The following is a 21,534-nucleotide window of genomic DNA, read 5'->3' on the forward strand; positions in this document are numbered from 1 at the left end:
TCATCGGTCCGAGCCTGCGGCAGCCGGGCCGGGCCCGCAACGGGTTTAGCGGGTGGCGACGGGGGAGGGTCGGGCCGGTGTCTCCGGGCCGGACGCCCTGCTCACCAGCGGGTACGCGGTGACCAGCAGGCACGCCGCCGCCATGGTCAGCAGGGCCGGGGTGAGCCCCAGGGCGTCCACCGACCAGCCGCCGAGCAGCGCGCCGACCGGCAACCCGACGAACGCCAACGACCCGGCGATGCCGATCACCCGGGTCTGCAACTCCGGCGGCACCCGCTCGTAGAGCGCCACCCCGAGCAGCGGGTTGACCGCCGCGATGCCGATTCCGGACAGGAACGTCACCACGAGCACCACCGGCAGTTCGTCGCTGATCGCCAGCGCCACCAGCCGGGGCGTGCCGGCGACCAGCGCGCCGAGGAGGAACGTCAGCCGCCGGGGCAGCCGGGGCCCGAGCGCGGTGAACACCAGGTTGCCCAGCAGCGCGCCCGCCGAGAACGCCGCCAGCACCAGGCCGAGACCGCTCGGTCCGGGCAGCTCCCGGGCGACCCAGACCGGGATGTAGACGGCCACGCTGGCGTTGGCCACCATGTTCAGCGCCGAGATGACGGCGAGCATGCCGAGCAGCGGCCGGTCCCGGCCCAGGTAACTGAAGCCGCCCCGCAGGGCGCGCAGGTAACTCTCCGGCTGGGTGGGCTGCGCCGGGAGGGCCGGCGGGCGGACCAGGACGCCGATGAGCAGTGCGCAGACCCCGAAGCTGGCCGCGTCGATGAGGATCGCCTCGGTCACCCCGAAGACGGCGATCAGCAGGCCACCCACCGCGGCGCCGAACAATGTCACCACCCGGCTGAGCCCGTCGTACGCGGAGGTCAGCCGGATCAGCGGCACTCCGGCGGCCTCCGCGGCCGGGCGGAACATCACGTGCTTCACCCGGTCCCCGATGCCGCGCAGGGCGCCGGCCACCGCGACGAGCGCCACCAGCGGGACGAAGCCCAACCACGGGGTCAGCGCCACGACGACCATCACCACCGCGCTGCCCGTGTCACAGAGGATCGAGGTACGGCGCAGGCCGATCCGGTCCGCCCACGGCGTGCCCAACGCGCTGGACAGCAGGTACGGCAGGGTCTCGGCGAACGCGACCAGACCCATCTTGGTGGGGCTGCCGGTGGTGACCAGCACCAGCCACGGAATGGTCACCACCGAGATGCGGGTGCCCAGGTTGGAGATCAGGTCCGCGCTGACCAGGACGACCAGTTGCCGGCGGGGGGTCACGCCCCGACCGCCGCCGCCCGCCGGGCCGCGTACCGCGCGCGCAGCGCCCGCTTGTCCACCTTCATCGACCGGTTCACCGGCAGCCGGTCGAGGAACTCGACTCCGGCCGGCGCCCACATCTCGTTGAGTTCGGTGGTCACCAGGTCGATCAGTTCCGCCCCGGTGACCCTCGCGCCCGGCCCGAGCACCACGTACGCGTACGGCACCTCGCCGACCGTCTCGTCCGGCACGCCGATCACGGCGGCGGCCCGTACCTGGGGGTGCCCGACCAGCACGTCCTCGATGGGACGGCAGAAGATCGCCCAGTTCCGGCGATGCGTGACGATCATGTCGTGTGCCCGGTCGACGAGGTAGAGGTAGCCGTCGTCGTCGAGGTGGCCGACGTCGCGGGTCCGCACCCACCCGTCGACGAGCGTCTGCGCGGTCAGCTCGGGCTGACCGTGGTAGCCGGCGAAGCTCAGCCGCGTCCGCACCCACACCTCGCCGTCGCGGCCGGTCGGCAGCACCGCGCCGTCGTCGTCGCGGATCTCGATGCGGACGTCGCCGTAGGGCCGCCCGCAGGAGCGCAACCGCTCCGGGTGCTCCGGATCGTCGGTCAGCCCGGGCAGCGCGGTGATCACGACCGCCTCGCTGAGGCCGTACACGATGCGCAGCACCGGACCGAACCGCGCGATGGCCTGGCGCAGCCGGGCGGGCGCGGCGGGCCCTGCGCCCACGTTGAACATGAACATGGCGGAGAAGTCCGCGCCGACCAGCGCCGGGTGGTCCAACACCTCGTAGAGCATCGGCGGGGTGACGAAGGTCGAGTTGATCCGCTCCCGTTGCACGGTGTCCACGAAGGCCACGGGGTCCCAGTCGTCGCGCAGGAACAGCACCCCGCCGGTGAACAGGTTGAACAGTGTGGTGATCTGCCCGCTGGCCAGCCACATCGGAGAGTGCGACAGGTGCCGCAGCAACGGGAAACCGGCGGTGCGGAAGTCGGCGGCCAGGGCGAGGATCTGGGCGTAGAAGCTCTCCCGGTGGTGCACCAGCTTCGGGCTGCCGGTGGTGCCGCTGGTCTGCAGGAACGACTCGGGCGCCGGCACGGACGCCGGCAGCTGCGCCACGTCGGTGTCGGCGGTGAGGTCGGGGCCGGCGCCGCCCGCGCCCAGACAGCAGACCGGTGTGCCGGGCAGCGCGGCGGCCAGCTCCGGGCCCAGACTGGCCCGGTCGCGGGCGTCGTAGACCAGGGCGTCCGGGCGGGCCAGCCGGATGAACTCGTCGACCTCCCGGCGCGCGGTCACCGGGGCGACCCACATCGTCCGGCAGCCGAGCAGATGCAGGGCGAGTTGCAGCAGTGGACCCTCCACCGCGTTCGCGACGGTCACCAGCACCGCCGACCCGGGCCGTACGCCGTGCCGGGTCAACGTCGCGGCCATCGTCCGGACCCGCGCGGCGGCCTCGGCGTAGGTGAGTCGCCGATCGGCGCCGACCAACGCCTCCCGGTCGCCGAATTCGGCGAAGAGGTCCAACACCCTGTGCACGTAGGTAGCGGTGTGCCCGGGTCCGTCAGTCATCCGGCAGCCCCCATCCAGAAAGCGGCGGTCCCCGGGGCAGCTCCCGGTGACGACGCGACGGTGGCGCGCTTGGGCGACCGCACCGACGCCGCCTGGAAGCCTAGGCGGGAAACGGCTGGTCGGAACCGTGCCGACGGGCGGTCCGAGCGGCCCGCCGGACATTTGATGGCGTCGATCAGGTTGATTGACGCCCGTCAACGGCGGCGGCTAGGTTTCTGGACCATCGTCCAGGCGGGCGCCGTCAGCGGACGGCCCTGGGCTGCCACACGATGGAGGTTCCATGGCAACGGCAACCCCGAAGAGATGGCCTGTCATCGCCGCCGCGGCCGCGCTGTTGGTCGCTGGCGCACCCGCCGTCGTCGCCAGCGCCGGTCCGTCCGGTACCGCCGCCAGCCGACCCGACCGCTCCGAGTGGGCGGGCAGTTGGGCCACCGCGGTCACCCGGGGCAACTCGGTCGGGTTGACCAACACCGGCCTCAACGACCAGAGCGTCCGGATGATCGTGCACGTCTCCGTGGGTGGCCCGGCGCTGCGGGTCCGCCTGAGCAACCTCTACGGCGAGCAGGCGGTCCGTGTCGGCCGCGCCACCGTCGCCCGGCCGAACACCGCGACCCCCGACGACCTCTCCGACATCGACGCCGCGTCGGTACGCCCGCTGACCTTCACCGGTGCCACCACGGCGACCATGAACCGGGGCGCCGAACTGCTCAGCGACCCGTTGGCCTTCCCGGTCGCGGACGACAGCGACCTGGTGGTCACAGTGCACTTCCCGACGCCGACCGGCCCGACCACGTTCCATGGGCAGTCCCAGCAGGCCAACTTCATCGGCGCCGGGGATCTGACCGGGGCGGCCGAGGGCACCGGGTTCACCACCCGTCCGACCTGCTGCTGGTTCTTCCTCTCCGGCGTCGACGTGCAGCGCAAGGGCAGCCCCGGCGCGCTGGTCGTGCTCAGCGACTCCATCGGTGACGGCAACGGCAGCACCGTCAACGCCAACCGGCGCTGGCCCGACCTGCTCTCCGACCGGCTGCTCGCCGACCGGCCGGACAAGCGCACCCCGGGCGTGCTCAACCTGAGCCTGGCCGGCAACCGGCTCAACCACGAGGGCACCGAGCCGGGCGACGGCAACTACCCGGGCTACTACCAGCTCGGCCCGAACGCGGCGGCCCGGCTCAACGAGGACGTGTTCGGCCAGACCGGGGTGCGTACCGTCGTCACCCACCTGGGCATCAACGACATCTGGATGTCGAACGACACACCCGAGGCGATCATCGGCACGCTGCGCCAGATCAACCAGCAGCTCCAGCAGCGCGGGCTGACCAGCCTGGTGGCCACGCTGACGCCGTACGAGGGGCACGGCGCGCCGGGCGTGTGGACGCCGCAGAAGGAGGCCACCCGCCAGGCGGTGAACGCGTACCTGCGCGGCAGTCGGGAGTTCGACGGGCTGCTCGACTTCGACCGGGTGCTGCGCGACCCGGCACGTCCCAGCCAACTGCTGCCCGCGTACGACTCGGGGGACCACATCCACCCGAACGACGCCGGCAACCAGGCACTGGCAAACGCCGTGCCGCTGCGGCTGCTCGACCTGTGACCTGGGCCGGGGGCGGCGGGTGATCCCCGCTGCCCCCGGTCACCGACATCGGCGGGGGAGGAGCTGGCCGTGGACGTGGACGAGATACTCACCGGCCTGTACAGCGAGGAGGGCAGACAGGACCCGTACCCGTGGTACGCGGACCTGCACCGGCTCGGCCCGATCAGCGCGGTGCCGGCGCGCGCCGAGCACCGGACGGTCGCCGCCGTCGCGGTCGGCTACGACCTGGTCGACGGGTTGCTGCGCGATCCGGAGTGGACGAAACAGCCGCCGCCGGGCTGGGAGGAGCAGGAGATCCTGCGGACCTTCCAGACCTCGATGATGTTCGTCAACCCGCCCGATCACACCCGGATGCGGCACGTCTTCGCCCGCACCTTCACACCGCGCCGCCTCGGCGCACTGGAACCGGTGATCCTGCGGGTGGTCGACGAGCTGCTGGACCGGATGGCGGACGCCGGGGACGGCGTCGTCGACTTCGTGGCCGACTTCGCGTACCCGATTCCGGCTCTGGTGATGGCCGAGTTCATCGGCATCCCGGCCGCCGAGTTGCCGTGGTACCGCGAGCGGGTGGAGTGGATCGACGAGTTTCTGGACGTGGCGGGGAAGACCCCGCAGCGGCTGGCCGCGGCCAACACCGCCGCGCGGGAGTTACGGGCCTTCTACCGGGAGCTGCTCGGGCACCGCCGCCGGGTGCCCGGCAACGACCTGCTCAGTGCGTTGGTCGAGGCGCTCGACTCCGGGGAGGTGGAGCTGACCGAGGAGGAGTTGGTCAGCAACCTGATCGTGCTGTTCAACGCCAGCTTCGTCACCACGGTCTACATGTTCAGCAACGGGCTGCCGTTGCTGCTGGCTCACCCGCAGACTGTCGCGGCGCTGCCCACCGATGCCACGCTGGCGCAGGGTTGCGTCGACGAGGTGCTGCGGTTGGCGAGCCCCGTGCACTTCCTGGCGCGTGCCGCGCCAGCCGACACCGTGCTGCACGGCGTGCCGGTCGCCACTGACGACAACGTGCTGATCATGATCGGGGCGGCCAACCGCGACCCGGCCCGCTTTCCGGCCCCGGACACCTTCGACCCGACCCGTTCCGGCCCCCCGTCGCTGGCCTTCGGGGTGGGCCCGCACTTCTGCCTCGGCGCGGCGGTGTCGCGGTTGGAGGGTCGCCTCGCGCTGCCCCGGCTGTTCGCCCGGTTCCCCGCCTTGACGGTCACCGAGACCCCGACGTACAGCGGCAGCCTGTTCCTGCGTGGCATCGACACGTTGCTGGTCAGCGCCGGTGGATAGGAGTGACATGGCAGTGCACCCGGAGGTGGCGGCCTACCGGGCGGCCCGTGCCACGGCCGGCACCCCGCCGCTGTACGCACAGACCCTGTCCGAGGCGCGCGCCGCGGATCTGGCCGCGATCCGCGCCGGCAGCGGCGCGGTCGAGCCGGTGACCGAGGTACGCGACGAGCGGATCCCCGGCCCGGCCGGGGAGCTGCCACTGCGGGTGTACCGGCCGAGCGGGTCGGGCCCGCTGCCCACCCTGTTGTACTTCTTCGGCGGCGGCTGGACGCTCGGCAGCATCGACACCGCCGACGGCATCTGCCGGCGGCTGGCCAACGCCGTGCCCTGTCAGGTGATCACCGTCGGCTACCGCCTCGCCCCGGAGCACCCCTTCCCGGCGGCGGTGCACGACTGCCACGCCGCCACCTCGTGGATCGCCGGGCACGCCGACGAGTGGGGCGTCGACCCGACCCGGCTGGCGGTGGGTGGGGACAGCGCCGGCGGGAACCTGGCCGCCGCGGTCACCCTGCTCAGCCGTACGGGCGGGCCGCCGCTCGCCGCGCAGCTGCTGGTCTACCCGAACACCGACCAGAGCGGCGAACCGGCCGGGGACGACGACCCCGCCCTGTTCAACCGCCGATCGGTTGCCTGGTACCGGACGCACTACCTGGCCGACCCGGCGCACGCCCGGGATCCGCTGGCCTCGCCGCTGCTCGCCGACGACCTGGCCAACCTGCCGCCGGCGCTGGTGATCACCGCCGAACTGGATCCCCTGTGCGCCGAGGGGCAGCGGTACGCCGAGCGGCTGCGCGACGCTGGTGTGTCCACCCGGTTGGAGCACTACCCGGGCATGATCCACGGGTTCTTCGCCATGCCGGGCACCTTCACCGACGGTCGGCGGGCACAGGAGAGCGCGGCGGCCTTCCTCCGCGAGCGCTTCGGGCTGCCGGCCGGGCCGGGCGGGGCGGCCGAGCCGGCCGAGCCGGATGCCGCGACGGGCCCGGGGTCGGGCGATGGGTGAGCGGGTGTTGACCGACCTGCCGGCCGTGTCGCTCGCCGACTACGCCGAGCGGGCCCGGGCCGTGCTGCCACCGGACGTGTGGGACTACCTGGCCGGCGGCAGCGCGGCGGAGGTGACACTCGCCGCGAACCGTCGCGCGCTGGACCGGGTCGCGGTGCTGCCCCGGGTGCTGCGCGGGGTGGACACCGTCGACCTCGGCACCCACCTGCTCGGCCGTCGGTACGCCATGCCGGTCGGGGTGGCGCCGATGGCGTACCAGCGGCTGGTGCACCCGGACGGTGAACTGGGTCTGGCGGCGGCGGCCGGCGCGGCCGGGATTCCCTACCTGGCCAGCACGCTGGGCAGCACACCCATCGAACAGGTAACCGGGGCGGGCGCGGACGTCTGGTTCCAGCTCTACTGGCTGCGCGACCGGGGGCTCGTCCGCGACCTGCTGGACCGGGTCGTCGCGGCCGGCTGCCGGGCGTTGGTGGTCACCGTGGACGTCCCGGTGCTCGGTCGACGTCCCCGGGACCTGCGCAATGCGTTCCGGCTGCCGGCCGACGTGGTCGCCGCGAACCTCCCCGACGGTCGCGACGCGCTGGCGCACTCCGGTGCCCCCGGGGTGTCCGCGATCGCCGCGCACACCGCCGCGTCGTTCGCGCCGGCGCTGCGCTGGGCGGACCTGGGGTGGCTGCGTGAGCAGGTCGACCTGCCGTTGGTGGTCAAGGGGCTGCTGGACCCGCGCGACGCGACCGAGGCGGTACGGGTCGGCGCGGACGCGGTGGTCGTCTCCAACCACGGCGGGCGGCAACTGGACGGCTCACCGGCGAGCGTCACCATGCTGCCGGAGGTCGTCGACGCGGTCGGGGGCGACTGCCAGGTGCTGCTGGACAGCGGCATCCGGTGCGGCACCGACGTCCTGCGGGCGCTGGCGTTGGGTGCGGCCGGGGTGCTGGTCGGCCGGCCGCTGCTCTGGGCGCTGGCCGCCGGGGGCGAACCGGCCGCCCGGGACGCGTTGGGGCTGCTCGCCGCCGAGCTGACCGACGCGCTCACCCTGGCCGGCTGCACCGATCCGGTGGCGGCCGGCGAGCTGCGCACCCTCGGGGTGGGCTGAGGGATGAGCGCCGCGGAACCGGTCGACCTGCTCGTCGCCGACCTGCACCCCGCGCTGGGCGATCCGGCGCTGACCTCGATGAACTTCCTCAACGAGGTGTCCGAGCGCTACCCGGCGGCGGTGTCCCTCGCGGCCGGCCGGCCGTACGAGGAGTTCTTCGACCTCGCGGCGGTGCACCGGCACCTGGACACCTTCCACCGGCACCTCGTCGACGACCTGGGGCACCGACCCGCGCAGGCCCGGCGGCTGCTGCTCCAGTACGGCCGGACCAAGGGCATCGTGCACCACCTGATCGCCCGCAACCTCGCGGTCGACGAGGGGATCACCGTGGACCCGGAGGACGTGGTGGTGACCGTCGGCTGCCAGGAGGCCATGTTCCTGGTGCTGCGGGCGTTGCGGGCCGGGCCGGCGGATGTGTTGCTCGCGGTCGCCCCTACCTACGTCGGGCTGACCGGGGCGGCCCGGCTGGTCGACCTGCCGGTGTGGCAGGTCGCCGGTGGGTCGGCCGGGGTGGACCTGGCCGACCTGGCCGCCCAGGTGCACAGGGCCCGGGCGGCGGGGCTGCGGCCCCGCGCCTGCTACCTGATGCCGGACTTCGCCAACCCCTCCGGGATCAGCATCGACACCGCCCACCGGCAACGGTTGCTGGACCTGGCGGCGCAGGAGGACCTGCTGCTGCTGGAGGACAACCCGTACGGTCTGTTCCACAGCGACGACGGCCCGCGCCCGCCCACCCTGAAGGCGTTGGACACCGGCCGGCGGGTCGTCTACCTCGGCTCGTTCGCCAAGACCGTGCTCCCCGGCGCGCGGGTGGGTTACGTCGTCGCCGACCAGCGGGTGGCCGGCCCGGGCGGCCGGGTCGGCCCGCTCGCCGACCACCTCGCCATGATCAAGAGCATGGTCACGGTGAACACGTCGCCCATCGCGCAGGCGGTGATCGGCGGCCGGCTGCTGGAGCACGGATGCAGTCTGGTGGCCGCGAACACCCGGGAGCGGTCCGCGTACACCCGGAATCTGCGCCACCTGGTGGCCGGCCTCGCCCGGCGCTTCCCGGCTCTGCCGGACCAGCTGGACCAGACCGATCAGCCGGACCGGCCCGCGGTGCGCTGGACGGTGCCGGCCGGTGGGTTCTTCGTGGTGGTGACCGTGCCGTTCCCGGTCGACGACGCGCTGCTGGACCGCTCGGGGCGCGACTACGGGGTGCTGTGGACGCCGATGGCGCACTTCTACGACGACACCGCGCCGGTCCACGCGTTGCGGCTGTCGGTCAGCGCGGTCACGCCGGAGCAGATCGACGTCGGGCTGGATCGCCTTGCGGCGCTGATCACCGACGAAGTGATTCGCCGGGCGGGTTGACACACCGCGTTCATCGGATGGCAATGCGCGACGACCCGCGTGCCGCCGTCCTGGTTGGACGGTCATAATAAGCCGCATGGTTGCCTGGGAGTACGCCCTGCTCGTCCGCCGCTATCAGGGACAGGGCCGCAATTTTCACGTCTCGTTCGTCTGGTACGCGCCGGACGGGTCACGCAAGGACATCACCGCCTACGGCGACACCGCCATCGCGCACCTCAACCGCGCCGGCCGGGAGGGGTGGGAGTTGGTCTCCGCAGCCGAGGACGTCAACAACGTCCAGGGCAGCACCGAGGTCCACCGCTACCACCTGAAGCGCCCCATGGCCTGAGCCTCGACGGCCCGCCGCCGGCCCCCGGCCTGCGTCGATCATGGAGTTGTGGGTGTGGACGAAAGTCGTGCACCAGCCCGTGTCGGGCACCACAACTCCATGATCGACGAGAGCGGTCGGGCGCCACCGCCCAGCCGCCAGGGCTCAGCCGTTCAGCCCAGCTCAGGCCAGGTCGATGCCGGGGTAGAGGGGGTACGTGGCCAGCAGGTCGGTGGCCTGGCGGGCGATCTTGTCGGCCAGGCCGGCGTCCAGCGTGTACTTCGCCTTCGACGGGGTGCCGTCGGCGTTGGCGCCGGCGGTGGTCTGGGTCAGCACGGTGTGGATCAGCTCGGCGGTCTGGTCCATCTCGGCGGTGCCCAGGCCCCGGGTGGTCAGCGCCGGGGTGCCGATCCGGATGCCGGACGTGTACCAGGCGCCGTTCGGGTCCTGCGGAACCGAGTTGCGGTTGGTGACGATGCCCGAGTCGAGGAGGGCCTGCTCGGCCTGCCGGCCGGTGAGCCCGTAGCCGGACACGTCGATCAGCACCAGGTGGTTGTCGGTGCCGCCGGTGACCAGCGTCGCGCCCCGGCGCAGCAGCCCCTCGGCGAGCGCCTGCGCGTTGTCGACGATCCGCTGGGCGTAGTCGGCGAAGTCGGGCCGGCGGGCCTCGGCGAGTGCGACCGCCTTGGCGGCCATCACGTGCGGCAGCGGACCGCCGAGCACCATCGGGCAGCCGCGGTCGACCTGGTCGGCCAGCTCCGGCTGGCAGAGCACCATGCCGCCGCGCGGGCCGCGCAGCGACTTGTGCGTGGTGGTCGTGACGATGTGCGCGTGCGGCACCGGGTCGAAGTCGCCGGTGAACACCTTGCCGGCCACCAGGCCCGCGAAGTGCGCCATGTCGACCATGAAGGTGGCACCGACCGAGTCGGCGATCTCGCGCAGGATCCGGAAGTTCACCTTCCGGGGGTACGCCGAGTAGCCGCCCACCAGGATCAGCGGCTTGAACTCGCGGGCGGCCTCGGCCACCCGGTCGTAGTCGATCAGGCCGGTCGCCGGGTCGGTGCCGTAGCTGCGCTGGTCGAACATCTTGCCGGAAATGTTCGGCCGGAAACCGTGGGTGAGGTGACCGCCGGCGTCCAGCGACATGCCGAGCATCCGCTGGTTGCCCAGCTCGCGGCGCAGCGCGAACCAGTCGGCCTCGGTGAGGTCGTTGACCTGGCGGACCTGGGCCTTCTTCAGGGCGGGGGACTCCACCCGGTCGGCCAGCACCGCCCAGAAGGCGACCAGGTTGGCGTCGATGCCCGAATGCGGCTGCACGTACGCGTGCGCGGCGCCGAACAGCTCCCGGGCGTGCTCGGCGGCGAGCGCCTCGACGGTGTCGACGTTCTGGCAGCCGGCGTAGAAGCGGCGGCCGACGGTGCCCTCGGCGTACTTGTCGCTGAACCAGTTGCCCATGGCCAGCAGGGTCGCCGGGGAGGCGTAGTTCTCGCTGGCGATCAGCTTGAGCGACTCTCGCTGGTCGGTCAGTTCGGCGCCGATGGCGTCGGCGACCCGCGGCTCGACAGCCCGGATCACCTCAAGGGCACTCCGGAATGCGGTGGATTCGGCGTTGCGGGACATGCGACCTCCAACAGACGTGCGGGAAGGCCCAGGCGCTCGGCAAACGTCCACGTGACGAGGCCGCTCCCCGATGGTTCTCCATCCCCACGCGCCAGTAACGGCCCGGGAGGATCCTACCGGGCCGGAACCGGCCGTTCGGGCCGCCCTCCGGGAGGCGACCCCGCCGACGTGATTGGGCGATGCGTCGCGGGGCACACCGTAGGTGACCACCGCACCGTCACGGGTGCGGCCAGGGTTCGCACAGAAGGAGTCGAGAACATGACCACACCCACCTCCGAACGGCCGCTCGCCCTGGTGACCGGGGCCTCCAGCGGGATCGGGTACGAGCTGGCCGCGCAGTTCGTCGAGCACGGCTTCGACCTGGTCATCGCGGCCGAGGACGACGGCATCGAGACGGCCGCGCAGAAGCTGCGCCGCGACGGCGGCCCGCAGATCTGGTCGGTCCGCGTCGACCTGGCCCGCGAGCAGGGCGTGACGGAACTGGTGGCCGCCGTCACCGCGACCGGACGGCCGCTGGACGCGCTGGCGCTCAACGCCGGTCGGGGCGCCGGTGGCGCCTTCGTCGGCGGCACCGACCTCGCCGACGAGTTGGAGATCGTCGACCTCAACGTGCGCTCGACGGTGCACCTGGCGAAGCGGCTGCTGCCCGGGATGGTCGAGCGGGGCGCGGGCCGGGTCCTCTTCACCTCGTCGATCGCCTCCACCATGCCGGGGCCGTTCCAGGCGGTCTACAACGCGTCGAAGTCGTTCGTGCAGTCCTTCGCCGAGGCGCTGCGCAACGAGCTGAAGGACACCGGCGTCACGGTGACCTCGCTGATGCCCGGGCCGACCGACACGGAGTTCTTCGACCGGGCCGACATGGAGGACACCCGGGTGGGCTCGGGCAAGAAGGACGACCCGGCGAAGGTCGCCGAGCAGGGTTTCGAGGCGATGATGAGGGGTGATCAGACGATCACCGCCGGCTCGCTGATGAACAAGGTGCAGACCGCCGCCGGCAAGATCATTCCGGACAAGCTCAAGTCCGAGCAGCACCGCCGGATGGCCGAACCGGGATCGGGCAGCTGACCCGCGGGGCACGACGAAGGGCCCGGCGTGGTGCCGGGCCCTTCGGTGTGAGCGGGTGCCTCAGGCCGTCACCGCATCGAGCGCCTTCTTGATCGCCTTCGGTGCGGTGGGGGTACGCGGCGCGTCCGCGCGCAGCGCGATCATCTTCTCGCCGATCTCCTGGAGCTGCTTGCGGCCCAGCGCGTCGCGGACCTTGGGGAACCACTCCTGCTCTTCCTCCTCGACGTGGTGGGTGACGTTCTCGATCAGCACCGTCGTCTTGGCGTTGAACCGCTCGTCGTCGGCGTTCATGCTGGCCAGCTCGGCGCAGAGCACATCGGCGACGTGGTGTTCCTCGTACGACTCGAGGATATCGTCCTCCAGGTCGGGCAGCAGCCGGCGGACCTCCGGATACATCACCTCGTTCTCCAGGTAGGTGTGCACGGTCAGTGCCTCCAGGATCTGGTCCACCAACTTCTGCCGCTGGCTCGCCGGCCCCTCCTCGGCGTCCTGGAAGGCCTTGAACAGGCGGCGCATTTCCTTGTGGTCCTCTTTGAGCAGGACGATGGCATCGGTCGACACCGGTATGACCTCCCTGAAAAGTCTCGGCTGGTGGGGTTCCGGTACCCCGACGCCGAATGCGGAAACAGGTGAAACCGTCTCAGACCATCGCCAGGGTGCGGGGGATCTCGTCGAGCAACTCCCGAGCCAGAAAGCCGATCCGCCCGTAGCGGGGAATCAGCCGCTGGCCGCTCACCGAGTGCGCGAACGAGCCCCAGCAGGCCGCCTGCGCAGGGTCGGCACCCCGGGACAGCAGCCCCGCCAGCAACCCGGCGAGCACGTCCCCGCTGCCGGAGGTGCCCAGCCCGGCGTCGCCGCTCTCCTCCCGCCAACCCCGACCGTCCGGCGCGGCGACGTGCCCGTACAGCGACACGACCGCCTCGTACCGCGCGGCCAACTCGGCCGCCTCGGCGTCCAGGTCGTCGCCCGGCTCCCGCCCGAGCAGGTGCCCCGCCTCGGTGACGTTGGGGGTGAGCACCACGGGCCGACCCGAGCCGACCAGTAGGTCCGGTGCGTGGCTGAGCGCACCGAGGGCGTACGCGTCGAGCACCAGTGACGTGTCCGGACGGGCCGCCTCCAGGACCAGGCTCAGCAGGCGGTTGGTCTCGTCGATCGCCTTCAGGCCGGGGCCGAGCGCCACCACGTCGGCCTGCGTGACCAGGTCGCCGAGCTGGCCGTCCCGGTCGGCGGCCACCGCGCCGTCGGCGGTCTCCGGCAGACCGACCACCAGTGCCTCGGGCACCTGGATGCTCAGCGCGGCCGCGGTCGACTCGGCGGCGGCGAGCTGGAGCACCCCGGCACCGGCGCGCAACGCGGCCACCCCGGCGAGCAGCACCGCGCCCGGCGTGAAGCGGGAACCGCCGACCACCAGCACGGTGCCCCGGCTCTCCTTTCCACCGACCGGCACCGGCAGCGCCCAGTCCCGCAGCAACGCCGGGGTGATCACCTTCACCTCAGACCGGCTCGGCATGGATCTCGTCCTCCCTGGTCGGCTGGGCGCCCTGCTGACGCAGGTGCGCGACATCGTTGAAGGCGGTGAGGGCCAGGCGGTCGTCGCCGTCCGCCGACCACTCGGTGATCGAACAGTTGGCGATGACGTCCTGCCGGGTGAGCGCCATCAGCTCGTCCTCGGTCAATCCCTCCACCAGATAGCGAAGCAGGAAGACCAACGCGTCGTGGCCGAAGAGCAGCACTCGGCAACCCTCGTGGTCGCGGCGCAGGTCGCCCAGCAGCGTCCGCAGCCGCAACGCCACGTCCGTCCAGGACTCCCCACCCGGCGGCCGGTAGTAGAACTTGCCCAACCGTTCCCGGCGGTCGGCCTCGTCCGGGTACCGCCGGCGCACCCCGTGCCCGGTCAGCCCGTCGAGGATGCCCAGCTCCCGGTCGCGCAGCCGCTCGTCGCGGTGCACCGGAATGTCGGTGCCGGCCAGCGCCAGCCGCGAGGTCTGCACCGCGCGCAGGTACGGCGAGACCACCGCCACGTCCGGGCGCTTCGCGTCCGGCAGCTCGGCCAGCCAACGGCCGGTCGCCCGAGCCTGCTCCTCGCCCGTCGCGGAGAGCGGCACGTCGGCGTCGCGGTGGGTGAGGTCGATCAGCTCCGCGCCCGAGGCCTCGGCGTGTGTCGCCGCGACGTTCGCGGTGCTCTCGCCGTGTCGGACGATCCAGAGGGTTGCCAGTTCCGCCATGCGGCCCCCCTACCCGGGCACCGCCGACGGTAACCGTGTCCGATGATCCGCCATGCCGATGTCCGCTCGGTGGGCGTCCGACGTGGGCGCAGGTCGTACCCTCGGTGGCGTGGCCACGGCGGCGGAGGAGATCCAGGTGGGGGAGCGGCTGGTCCGCGTCTCCAGCCCCGACAAGCCGTACTTTCCCGAGCGTGGGCTGACCAAGCTGGACGTGGTCCGCTACTTCCTGGCGGTGGGTGACGGCATCCTGCGGGCCCTGCGGGATCGGCCGACCATGCTGGAACGCTGGCCGCGCGGCGTCTTCGAGGGCGCCACGATCGCCACCCGGCAGACCAACCGGGGCGACGCGTTCTACCAGAAGCGGCTGCCGGCCGGCGCGCCCGAGTGGGTGCGGACCGCGCACATCACCTTCCCCAGTGGCCGTACCGCCGACGAGGTCGCGCCGAGCGAGTTGGCGGTGGTCATCTGGGCGGCCAACCTGGGCACCCTGCGGTTCCACCCGTGGCCGGTCACCGCCGCCGACGTGGAACGCCCCGACCAGCTGCGCATCGACCTGGACCCGATGCCCGGCGTCGGCTTCGAGCAGGTGGTGCCGGTGGCGCACGAGGTGCGGGCGTTCCTCGCCGAGTTGGGCATGACCGGATATCCGAAGACCACCGGCGGTCGGGGCCTGCACGTCTACCTGTCGATCGAGCCGCGGTGGAGCTTCGGTGACTGTCGTCGGGCGGTGCTCGCGCTGGGTCGGGAGATGCAGCGCCGGCTGCCCGACCTGGTCACCACCACCTGGTGGCGCGAGCAACGGGACCGGCCGGTCTTCGTCGACTACAACCAGATGGCCCGCGACCACACGGTGACCTCGGCGTACTCGATCCGGCCGACGTCGGCCGCGCTGGTCTCCGCGCCGCTGGACTGGTCGGAGCTGGACCAGGTCCGCCCGGAGGACTTCGACGTGCTCAGCATGCCGGCCCGGTTCGCCGAGCGCGGCGACCCGCACGCCGGCCTGGACGGTGACCGGCATTCGCTGGAACCGCTGCTGGAGCTGGCCGACCGCGACGGGCTGGAGGCCCCGCCGGAGCGCTGAGCCCAGCGGTCACGCCCAGGGGCTGCCGAGCCCGTCGAACTCCTCGAAGACCAGCCAGGTGCGGGTGGACAGCACCCCGGGAATGCTCTGCACCCGGCCCAGCACCACGTCGCGCAGCGCGGCGTTGTCCGGGGCGCGCACCAGCGCGAGCACGTCGTGATCACCGCCGAGCAGCGCGGCGTGCTCGATGTAGCGCACCCGGGCCAGCTCGGCCGACACCTCCCGCCAGGTGTTCTGCTCGATGGTCAGGGCGATGTACGCCGACGTGCCCAGCCCGGCCGCCTCGGGCGCCACCTGAGCCCGGAACCCGGTGATCACCCCGTCGCGCAGCAGCCGCTCCACCCGCGCGTACGCGTTGGTGCGGGAGATGTGGATCCGTTCGGCGAGGGTGCGCACCGACGTCCGACCGTCGCGGACCAGCTCGTCGAGGATCCGCCGGTCGACCTCGTCCAGGGCTCGGGCCGATCGTCCCGATCCCGCGCCCCGGCTCGCGTCGTCGGCGGTCTCCTGGCTCACTGGTGGGTCCTCCGCATGCCAACCGTCCCGCCTTCTGTGTCGATCTTGAGTCAATCATCCACAAGCGGAAGCATAGGCTCACCACACGTCCCAGGAGGTTCCGCCGTGACGACCACTCCCCAGGCGGTCCGCAGGGCATCCCCGCGCACCCGTCGAACGGTCACCCCGCCCGACCCGGCGCGCTCGTTGCTGCCAGACGCCGAGCCGGTACGCCTGCTCGCCGAGAACGGCACGCCGCTGCCCGCCCGCTCCGACTACCCCGAACCACCCGCCGAGGTGCTGCGCGAGCTGTACCGCCGGATGGTGCTCGGCCGCCGCTTCGACACCCAGGCGACCGCTCTGACCAAGCAGGGCCGGCTCGCCGTCTACCCGTCCTCGCGGGGCCAGGAGGCGTGCCAGGTCGGCGCGGTCCTCGCGGTCCGCGACACCGACTGGGTCTTCCCCACGTACCGCGAGTCGATGGCGCTGGTTGCCCGGGGCATCGACCCGGTCGAGGTGCTCACCCTGCTGCGCGGCGACTGGCACTGCGGCTACGACCCGACCGAGGTACACACCGCCCCGCAGTGCACCCCCCTCGCCACCCAGTGCGTGCACGCCGCCGGGCTGGCGCACGGCGAGGCGTACCAGGGTCGCGACACCGTGGCGCTGGCCTTCATCGGCGACGGCGCCACCAGCGAGGGCGACTTCCACGAGGGGATCAACTTCGCCGCCGTGTTCAAGGCACCGGTGGTCTACTTCGTGCAGAACAACAGGTACGCCATCAGCGTCCCGCTGTCGCGGCAGACCGCCGCGCCGTCGCTGGCCTACAAGGGCGTCGGCTACGGCGTACCCAGCGAGCAGGTAGACGGCAACGACCCGGTCGCGGTGCTCGCCGTGCTCACCCGCGCGGTCGCCCACGCCCGGGCCGGCAAGGGGCCCTTCCTGGTCGAGGCGCACACCTACCGGATGGAGCCGCACACCAACGCCGACGACGCCACTCGCTACCGCGACGGCGCCGAGGTCGACGCCTGGCGCGACCGGGACCCGGTCGCCCGGCTGGAGACCTACCTGCGCGCCCGCGGTGTGCTCGACGACGCGGCGGTCGCCGAGATCGCCGAGCAGGCCGAGGCGTACGCGGCGGACCTGCGGACCCGGATGAACGAGCAGCCCACGGTGGACCCGCTGAGCCTCTTCGACCACGTCTACGCCGAGCCCACCCCGCAACTGATCGAACAGCGTGAGCAGGTCCGCGCCGAGCTGGCCGCCGCCCACGCCGAGGAGGGTGACGCCTGATGGCCACCACCATGGCGAAGGCGCTCAACACCGCACTCGCCGACGCGCTCGCCGCCGACGACCGGGTCGTCGTCTTCGGTGAGGACGTCGGCGCGCTCGGCGGCGTCTTCCGGATCACCGACGGCCTCCAGGCCCGCTTCGGCGAGAACCGCTGCTTCGACACCCCCCTCGCCGAGGCCGGCATCGTCGGCTTCGCCGTCGGCATGGCCATGTCCGGGCTGCGCCCGGTGGTCGAGATGCAGTTCGACGCGTTCGCCTACCCCGCGTTCGAGCAGATCGCCTCGCACGTGGCGAAGCTGCGCAACCGCACCCGGGGCGCACTGAGCGTGCCGATCGTCATCCGCGTGCCGTACGCGGGCGGGATCGGCGGAGTCGAGCACCACTGCGACTCGTCCGAGGCGTACTACGCGCACACCCCCGGGTTGAAGGTGGTCACCCCGGCGACCGTCGACGACGCGTACTCGCTGCTGCGCGAGGCGATCGAGGACCCCGACCCGGTGGTCTTCATGGAGCCCAAGAAGCTCTACTTCGCCAGCGCCGAGGCGTCTCTGCCGATCCGCAACGAGCCGTTCGGCCGGGCCGTCGTGCGCCGGCCCGGACGCGACGCCACCCTGGTGGCGTACGGGCCGGCGGTGCCGGTCGCGTTGGAGGCCGCCGAGGCCGCCCGGGAGGAGGGGTGGGACCTGGAGGTCGTCGACGTGCGCACCATCGTGCCGTTCGACGACGAGACCATCACCGCCTCGGTCCGGCGTACCGGCCGGTGCGTGGTGATCCAGGAAGCGCCCGGCTTCGCGGGCGTCGGCGCGGAGATCGCCGCCCGGGTGCAGGAGCGCTGCTTCCACGCGCTGCACGCCCCGGTGCTGCGGGTCGCCGGCCTGGACATCCCGTACCCGGCGCCGATGCTGGAGCACACCCACCTGCCCGGCGTGGACCGGGTGCTCGACGCGGTGGCCCGCCTCCAGTGGGACGACCAGCCGGACGCGCGTTGGGCGGCGGCATGACCACGGTCGAACGGACACAGGTCTTCCTCCTGCCCGACCTGGGCGAGGGGCTGAGCGAGGCCGAGATCGTCGAGTGGCGGGTCGCCGTGGGTGACGTGGTCACCGTCGATCAGAGCGTGGTCGAGGTGGAGACCGCCAAGGCCGTCGTCGACGTGCCCTGCCCGTACGCCGGGCGGGTGGTCACCCTGCACGGCGCGGCCGGTGAGGTACGCCCGGTCGGCCAGCCGTTGATCACCATCGCGCCGCTGGACGGGGGTGACGAGCCCGCCGGGCACGCCACCTACCGCGAGGAGGAGCGTGCCGGCTCGGGCAACGTGCTGATCGGGTACGGCACCGGCCACGGCAGCGCCACCCGCCGGCGGCGACGGCCCCGCTTGGCGGTGGCCCCCGATCCGGTCGCCACCGGCGCGGCTGCCGGTGCCGCGTCCAGCGCGTCTGCCGCGTCCAGCGACCCGGCGCGCTCGACCGCCGCCCTGGTCATCTCGCCGATCGTGCGGCGGCTCGCCCGCGAGCACGGCGTCGACCTCGACACGGTGCGGGGCACCGGACCCGGGGGCGTGATCCGCCGCGCCGACGTGGAGGCCGCGCTGACCGCGCCCGCCGCCCGGCTCGCCGCCGTACCGGACCCGCAGGTCGGGTCGGCCCCGGTCGGTGACGGTGACGGTGACGTGATCGTTCCGCTGACCGGCGTCCGCAAGGTGATCGCCGACAAGCTCTCCCGCAGCCGGCGGGAGATCCCGGAGGTGACCATCTGGGTCGACGTGGACGCCACCGGGCTGCTGGAGACCCGCGCCGCGATCAACGCCGCGACGCCCGACGCGCCGGTGAGCATCCTGGCCCTGCTGGCCCGGATCTGCCTCAGCGGGCTGCGGCGGTTCCCGCAGCTCAACGCCCGGGTCGACACCGAGGCGCAGCGCATCATCCAGTCCGCCGGGGTGCACCTCGGTATCGCCGCGCAGACCGACCGGGGGCTCCTGGTGCCGGTGCTGCGCGACGCCCAGCGGCTCACCACCGCCGAGCTGGCCGCCGAACTGGCGGCGACCACCGCCGCCGCGCGAGCTGGCAGCCTGCCCCCGGCCCGGCTGACCGGTGGCACCTTCACGCTGAACAACTACGGGGTGTTCGGCGTCGACGGCTCCACGCCGATCATCAACCACCCCGAGGCGGCCCTGCTCGGGATCGGGCGGATCGTGGACAAGCCGTGGGTGGTCGACGGGCAGCTCGCCGTCCGCAAGGTGACCCAGCTCAGCCTCACCTTCGACCACCGGGTCTGCGACGGCGGGGTGGCCGGCGGCTTCCTGCGGCACGTCGCCGACTGCGTCGAGCGACCGGCGCTGCTGATCGCCGCCGTCTGACGCGTACCCCCTCGGCCCCGGCGCCGCCCGTGCGGCGCCGGGGCCGGCGCACGTCCGGGGCTCCCCGCTGGTGTCATCGGGCCGGGGTTTCCCGGCGGCCTCACCGGGAAGTCGGCCCCGCCGGAGCGCACCGAACGCGTCGAAGGGAGCCCGCCGTGGCCGTGGCGAACGAGCTGCTACTCAACTCGGTCCGGGTACGACGGCCCGCCTCAGCCGGCGCGCCGCTGTACTGCGACGCGCTGGAGTACGGGCTCACCGGCGACGGCGCGACCAACGACCAGCCCGCGCTGGCCGCCCTGGTGGACCGCCTCGGCGCCGGCTACGCCTCGGACGGACGGGCCCGGGTCATCTACTGCCCGCCGGGCATCTACTCGATTCGGGACTCGGGCACGGTGTGGCGCAGTGGTGTGTCGCTGATCGGGGCCGGTCCGGCGGCGACCCGGTTCATGCTCAGCAACGAGGGCAACCGAGCCGACCCCACCCCGTTGGCGTTCTGGACCACGGTGCAGCACGGTGCCGACCGGGACCGGCACATCGCCGACTGCACCTTCTCCGACTTCCAGATCGACGGCTCCGGGGTCGCCATGGCCGAGTACAACTACCTGGCCAAGGGCCTCGGCCTCCAGTACGTGGTGCGGGGCGTGTTCCGCAACCTCTACATCCACCACACCGCGGCCACCGGGTTGGGCTGTGACTTCCTCCAGGACTCCCTGATCGACGGCGTGGTGGTGGTCGGCTGTGGCCGACTGGACAACGGCGAGCAGATGGGCGGTGCCGGCATCGGGATCGGCATCGGCGGCTGGGGAGCGGTGGAGCGGCTGACCATCGCCAACTGCACCGCCCTGGCCAACGGCACCAACGGGATCTTCCTGGAGCTGCAGAAGGACTACTGGGAACCGCCCCGCGGTTACCGCATCGTCGGCTGCCACAGTCAGGGCAACCGCTTCGGCATCTCCGACTGGGGCGCCGACGGTCTGATCGTCTCGGCCTGCACGATGACCGGCAACCTGGAGGCCGGCTTTGACGTGTCGTCGCAGGGCACCTCGTCCGTGGCCGGCCGGGGTGGGCTGCTCACCGACTGCGTCATCGACGGCAACCTGCGCGACGGGGTCAGCATCGGCAACAGCCCCGGCCCGTACACCGTCCGGGGCAACCGGATCAGCGGCAACGGCCGACACGGCTACCACTCGCACGACCTCGGGCGCGGCTACCGGGGCTCGGTGCGGGACGTGGTGATCGAGAGCAACGAGTTCTGGGGCAACGGCCTCGACGCGATCCGCATCGACCACCAGATGACCGACGCGGTGCTGCTGAACAACCGGATCCGCAACAACGGACGGCAGTACGGCGAGGGCACCGGCGGTAGCGGCGACGCCGTCCACTACAGCGAGCGGTGCCTGGTGGACCGGTCGGCCAACTGGCCGCACGACGGGCACCGGGGAAAGGTCCTACGGGTCGGCAAGGCCGTGGCCACGGTGGCGTCCAACACCGGCGACGAACTCACCCTCGCCCCGGTCCGCCCGGACGCGTTCAGCGCGTGGAGCGGGGACGTGCCACCGCCGGGATGCGGGTACGAACTGGCCGCCGCGCCGAAACTGCGGGCCGGCATCACCATCGACGCGCCGTTCGACTCGGCCACCATCCGGGGAAACCGGGTCTGGGACAACCACGACAACCCGACCCAGACGCACGGGCTCTGGATCACCGAGCGGGGCAGTTGCGTGGACTGCCGGGTCGAGGACAACGACCTGGCCGGCAACGCCGAGGAGGGGATGCGACTGGACACCCCGCCGGTGGGCGGACGGTGGCGGGACAACCACGTGGACAGCGATTGGAGCTGACCAGCCGCCGGCCGCCGTCCGGACGCCCGGGCGATGGTGCCGGCGAGATCCTGGAGCTGAACGACGTGCGGCGGCGGCCGGAGTGACCCGGCCGCCGCC

Annotated in this window: 19 protein-coding genes and 1 riboswitch; of the genes, 12 read left to right on the plus strand and 7 right to left on the minus strand. The window is 72.6% G+C overall.

Going from position 1 to position 21,534, the window contains the following annotated elements; all coding sequences use genetic code 11:
- Positions 1–45: 45 nt before the first annotated feature.
- Both ABTW72_RS29070 and ABTW72_RS29075 read right to left on the minus strand, forming a co-directional pair.
- Entirely contained in the window at positions 46–1,269 is a 1,224-nt protein-coding gene (locus ABTW72_RS29070) for an MFS transporter (protein ID WP_350864116.1), read from the minus strand.
- The gene (locus tag ABTW72_RS29075) at positions 1,266–2,825 is read right to left on the minus strand and encodes an AMP-binding protein (RefSeq protein ID WP_350864118.1); all 1,560 of its coding nucleotides are present in this window, start codon (positions 2,823–2,825) and stop codon (positions 1,266–1,268) included. The genes ABTW72_RS29070 and ABTW72_RS29075 overlap by 4 nt, the downstream gene beginning before the upstream one ends.
- 313 nt (positions 2,826–3,138) lie before the next feature.
- On the opposite strand from ABTW72_RS29075, the gene ABTW72_RS29080 reads away from it, so the two are divergent.
- The 6 genes from ABTW72_RS29080 (at position 3,139) to ABTW72_RS29105 (ending at position 9,480) form a co-directional block, all read left to right on the plus strand.
- Complete coding sequence (locus tag ABTW72_RS29080) at positions 3,139–4,416, plus strand: SGNH/GDSL hydrolase family protein (protein ID WP_350864288.1); 1,278 nt, start codon at positions 3,139–3,141, stop codon at positions 4,414–4,416.
- A gap of 69 nt (positions 4,417–4,485) precedes the next feature.
- Positions 4,486–5,697 (plus strand): cytochrome P450, encoded by a 1,212-nt coding sequence (locus tag ABTW72_RS29085; protein ID WP_350864120.1) that lies wholly within the window; start codon positions 4,486–4,488, stop codon positions 5,695–5,697.
- A gap of 7 nt (positions 5,698–5,704) precedes the next feature.
- Positions 5,705–6,700: a LipP1 family hormone-sensitive lipase gene (gene lipP1, locus ABTW72_RS29090; RefSeq protein WP_350864122.1), complete on the plus strand. Its 996-nt coding sequence runs from the start codon at positions 5,705–5,707 to the stop codon at positions 6,698–6,700.
- Positions 6,693–7,796: an alpha-hydroxy acid oxidase gene (locus ABTW72_RS29095; RefSeq protein WP_350864124.1), complete on the plus strand. Its 1,104-nt coding sequence runs from the start codon at positions 6,693–6,695 to the stop codon at positions 7,794–7,796. Before lipP1 ends, ABTW72_RS29095 begins: the two co-directional genes overlap by 8 nt.
- A 3-nt stretch (positions 7,797–7,799) precedes the next feature.
- Positions 7,800–9,152 carry an aminotransferase-like domain-containing protein gene (locus tag ABTW72_RS29100; protein WP_350864126.1) on the plus strand — a complete coding sequence of 451 codons (1,353 nt, stop codon included), beginning with the start codon at positions 7,800–7,802 and terminating at the stop codon, positions 9,150–9,152.
- A 67-nt stretch (positions 9,153–9,219) separates the two neighbouring features.
- Positions 9,220–9,480, plus strand: a complete 261-nt coding sequence (locus tag ABTW72_RS29105) for a hypothetical protein (protein ID WP_091397680.1) — start codon at positions 9,220–9,222, stop codon at positions 9,478–9,480.
- A gap of 162 nt (positions 9,481–9,642) precedes the next feature.
- On the opposite strand, the gene ABTW72_RS29110 is transcribed toward ABTW72_RS29105, so the two are convergent.
- Positions 9,643–11,079 carry a glycine hydroxymethyltransferase gene (locus ABTW72_RS29110; RefSeq protein WP_350864128.1) on the minus strand — a complete coding sequence of 479 codons (1,437 nt, stop codon included), beginning with the start codon at positions 11,077–11,079 and terminating at the stop codon, positions 9,643–9,645.
- A gap of 19 nt (positions 11,080–11,098) precedes the next feature.
- Positions 11,099–11,188: riboswitch (ZMP/ZTP riboswitch) on the minus strand.
- Positions 11,189–11,337: 149 nt separating this feature from the next.
- Here ABTW72_RS29110 and ABTW72_RS29115 point away from each other — a divergent pair.
- On the plus strand, positions 11,338–12,144 hold the full coding sequence (locus ABTW72_RS29115) for an SDR family NAD(P)-dependent oxidoreductase (protein WP_350864130.1): 807 nt from the start codon (positions 11,338–11,340) through the stop codon (positions 12,142–12,144).
- A gap of 60 nt (positions 12,145–12,204) precedes the next feature.
- On the opposite strand, the gene ABTW72_RS29120 is transcribed toward ABTW72_RS29115, so the two are convergent.
- The 3 genes from ABTW72_RS29120 to ABTW72_RS29130 form a co-directional block, all read right to left on the minus strand.
- On the minus strand, positions 12,205–12,705 hold the full coding sequence (locus ABTW72_RS29120) for a hemerythrin domain-containing protein (protein WP_091397687.1): 501 nt from the start codon (positions 12,703–12,705) through the stop codon (positions 12,205–12,207).
- A gap of 79 nt (positions 12,706–12,784) precedes the next feature.
- On the minus strand, positions 12,785–13,654 hold the full coding sequence (locus ABTW72_RS29125; RefSeq protein ID WP_350864132.1) for an NAD(P)H-hydrate dehydratase: 870 nt from the start codon (positions 13,652–13,654) through the stop codon (positions 12,785–12,787).
- Positions 13,638–14,369, minus strand: a complete 732-nt coding sequence (locus ABTW72_RS29130; RefSeq protein ID WP_112622087.1) for a histidine phosphatase family protein — start codon at positions 14,367–14,369, stop codon at positions 13,638–13,640. The genes ABTW72_RS29125 and ABTW72_RS29130 overlap by 17 nt, the downstream gene beginning before the upstream one ends.
- 58 nt (positions 14,370–14,427) lie before the next feature.
- Here ABTW72_RS29130 and ABTW72_RS29135 point away from each other — a divergent pair, with 58 nt between their 5' ends.
- Positions 14,428–15,450, plus strand: a complete 1,023-nt coding sequence (locus tag ABTW72_RS29135; RefSeq protein WP_350864291.1) for a DNA polymerase domain-containing protein — start codon at positions 14,428–14,430, stop codon at positions 15,448–15,450.
- A gap of 9 nt (positions 15,451–15,459) precedes the next feature.
- Here ABTW72_RS29135 and ABTW72_RS29140 read toward each other — a convergent pair whose 3' ends face one another.
- Positions 15,460–15,966, minus strand: a complete 507-nt coding sequence (locus tag ABTW72_RS29140) for an Lrp/AsnC family transcriptional regulator (RefSeq protein WP_350864134.1) — start codon at positions 15,964–15,966, stop codon at positions 15,460–15,462.
- 105 nt (positions 15,967–16,071) lie between these two features.
- Between ABTW72_RS29140 and pdhA the strand changes: the two genes are divergently transcribed.
- From pdhA to ABTW72_RS29160, 4 genes are all read left to right on the plus strand, one after another.
- Positions 16,072–17,238 (plus strand): pyruvate dehydrogenase (acetyl-transferring) E1 component subunit alpha, encoded by a 1,167-nt coding sequence (pdhA, locus tag ABTW72_RS29145; protein WP_502892262.1) that lies wholly within the window; start codon positions 16,072–16,074, stop codon positions 17,236–17,238.
- Positions 17,235–18,239, plus strand: coding sequence for an alpha-ketoacid dehydrogenase subunit beta (locus ABTW72_RS29150; protein WP_203119752.1), 1,005 nt, complete (start codon positions 17,235–17,237; stop codon positions 18,237–18,239). Before pdhA ends, ABTW72_RS29150 begins: the two co-directional genes overlap by 4 nt.
- On the plus strand, positions 18,236–19,594 hold the full coding sequence (locus tag ABTW72_RS29155) for a dihydrolipoamide acetyltransferase family protein (protein ID WP_502892263.1): 1,359 nt from the start codon (positions 18,236–18,238) through the stop codon (positions 19,592–19,594). Before ABTW72_RS29150 ends, ABTW72_RS29155 begins: the two co-directional genes overlap by 4 nt.
- A gap of 161 nt (positions 19,595–19,755) precedes the next feature.
- A complete protein-coding gene (locus tag ABTW72_RS29160) occupies positions 19,756–21,435 on the plus strand; it encodes a right-handed parallel beta-helix repeat-containing protein (protein ID WP_350864300.1) in 1,680 nt (559 codons plus the stop codon).
- Positions 21,436–21,534 lie beyond the last annotated feature (99 nt).

Origin of the sequence: Micromonospora sp. NPDC127501 (assembly GCF_040302185.1) — a bacterium.
GTDB lineage: Bacteria > Actinomycetota > Actinomycetes > Mycobacteriales > Micromonosporaceae > Micromonospora.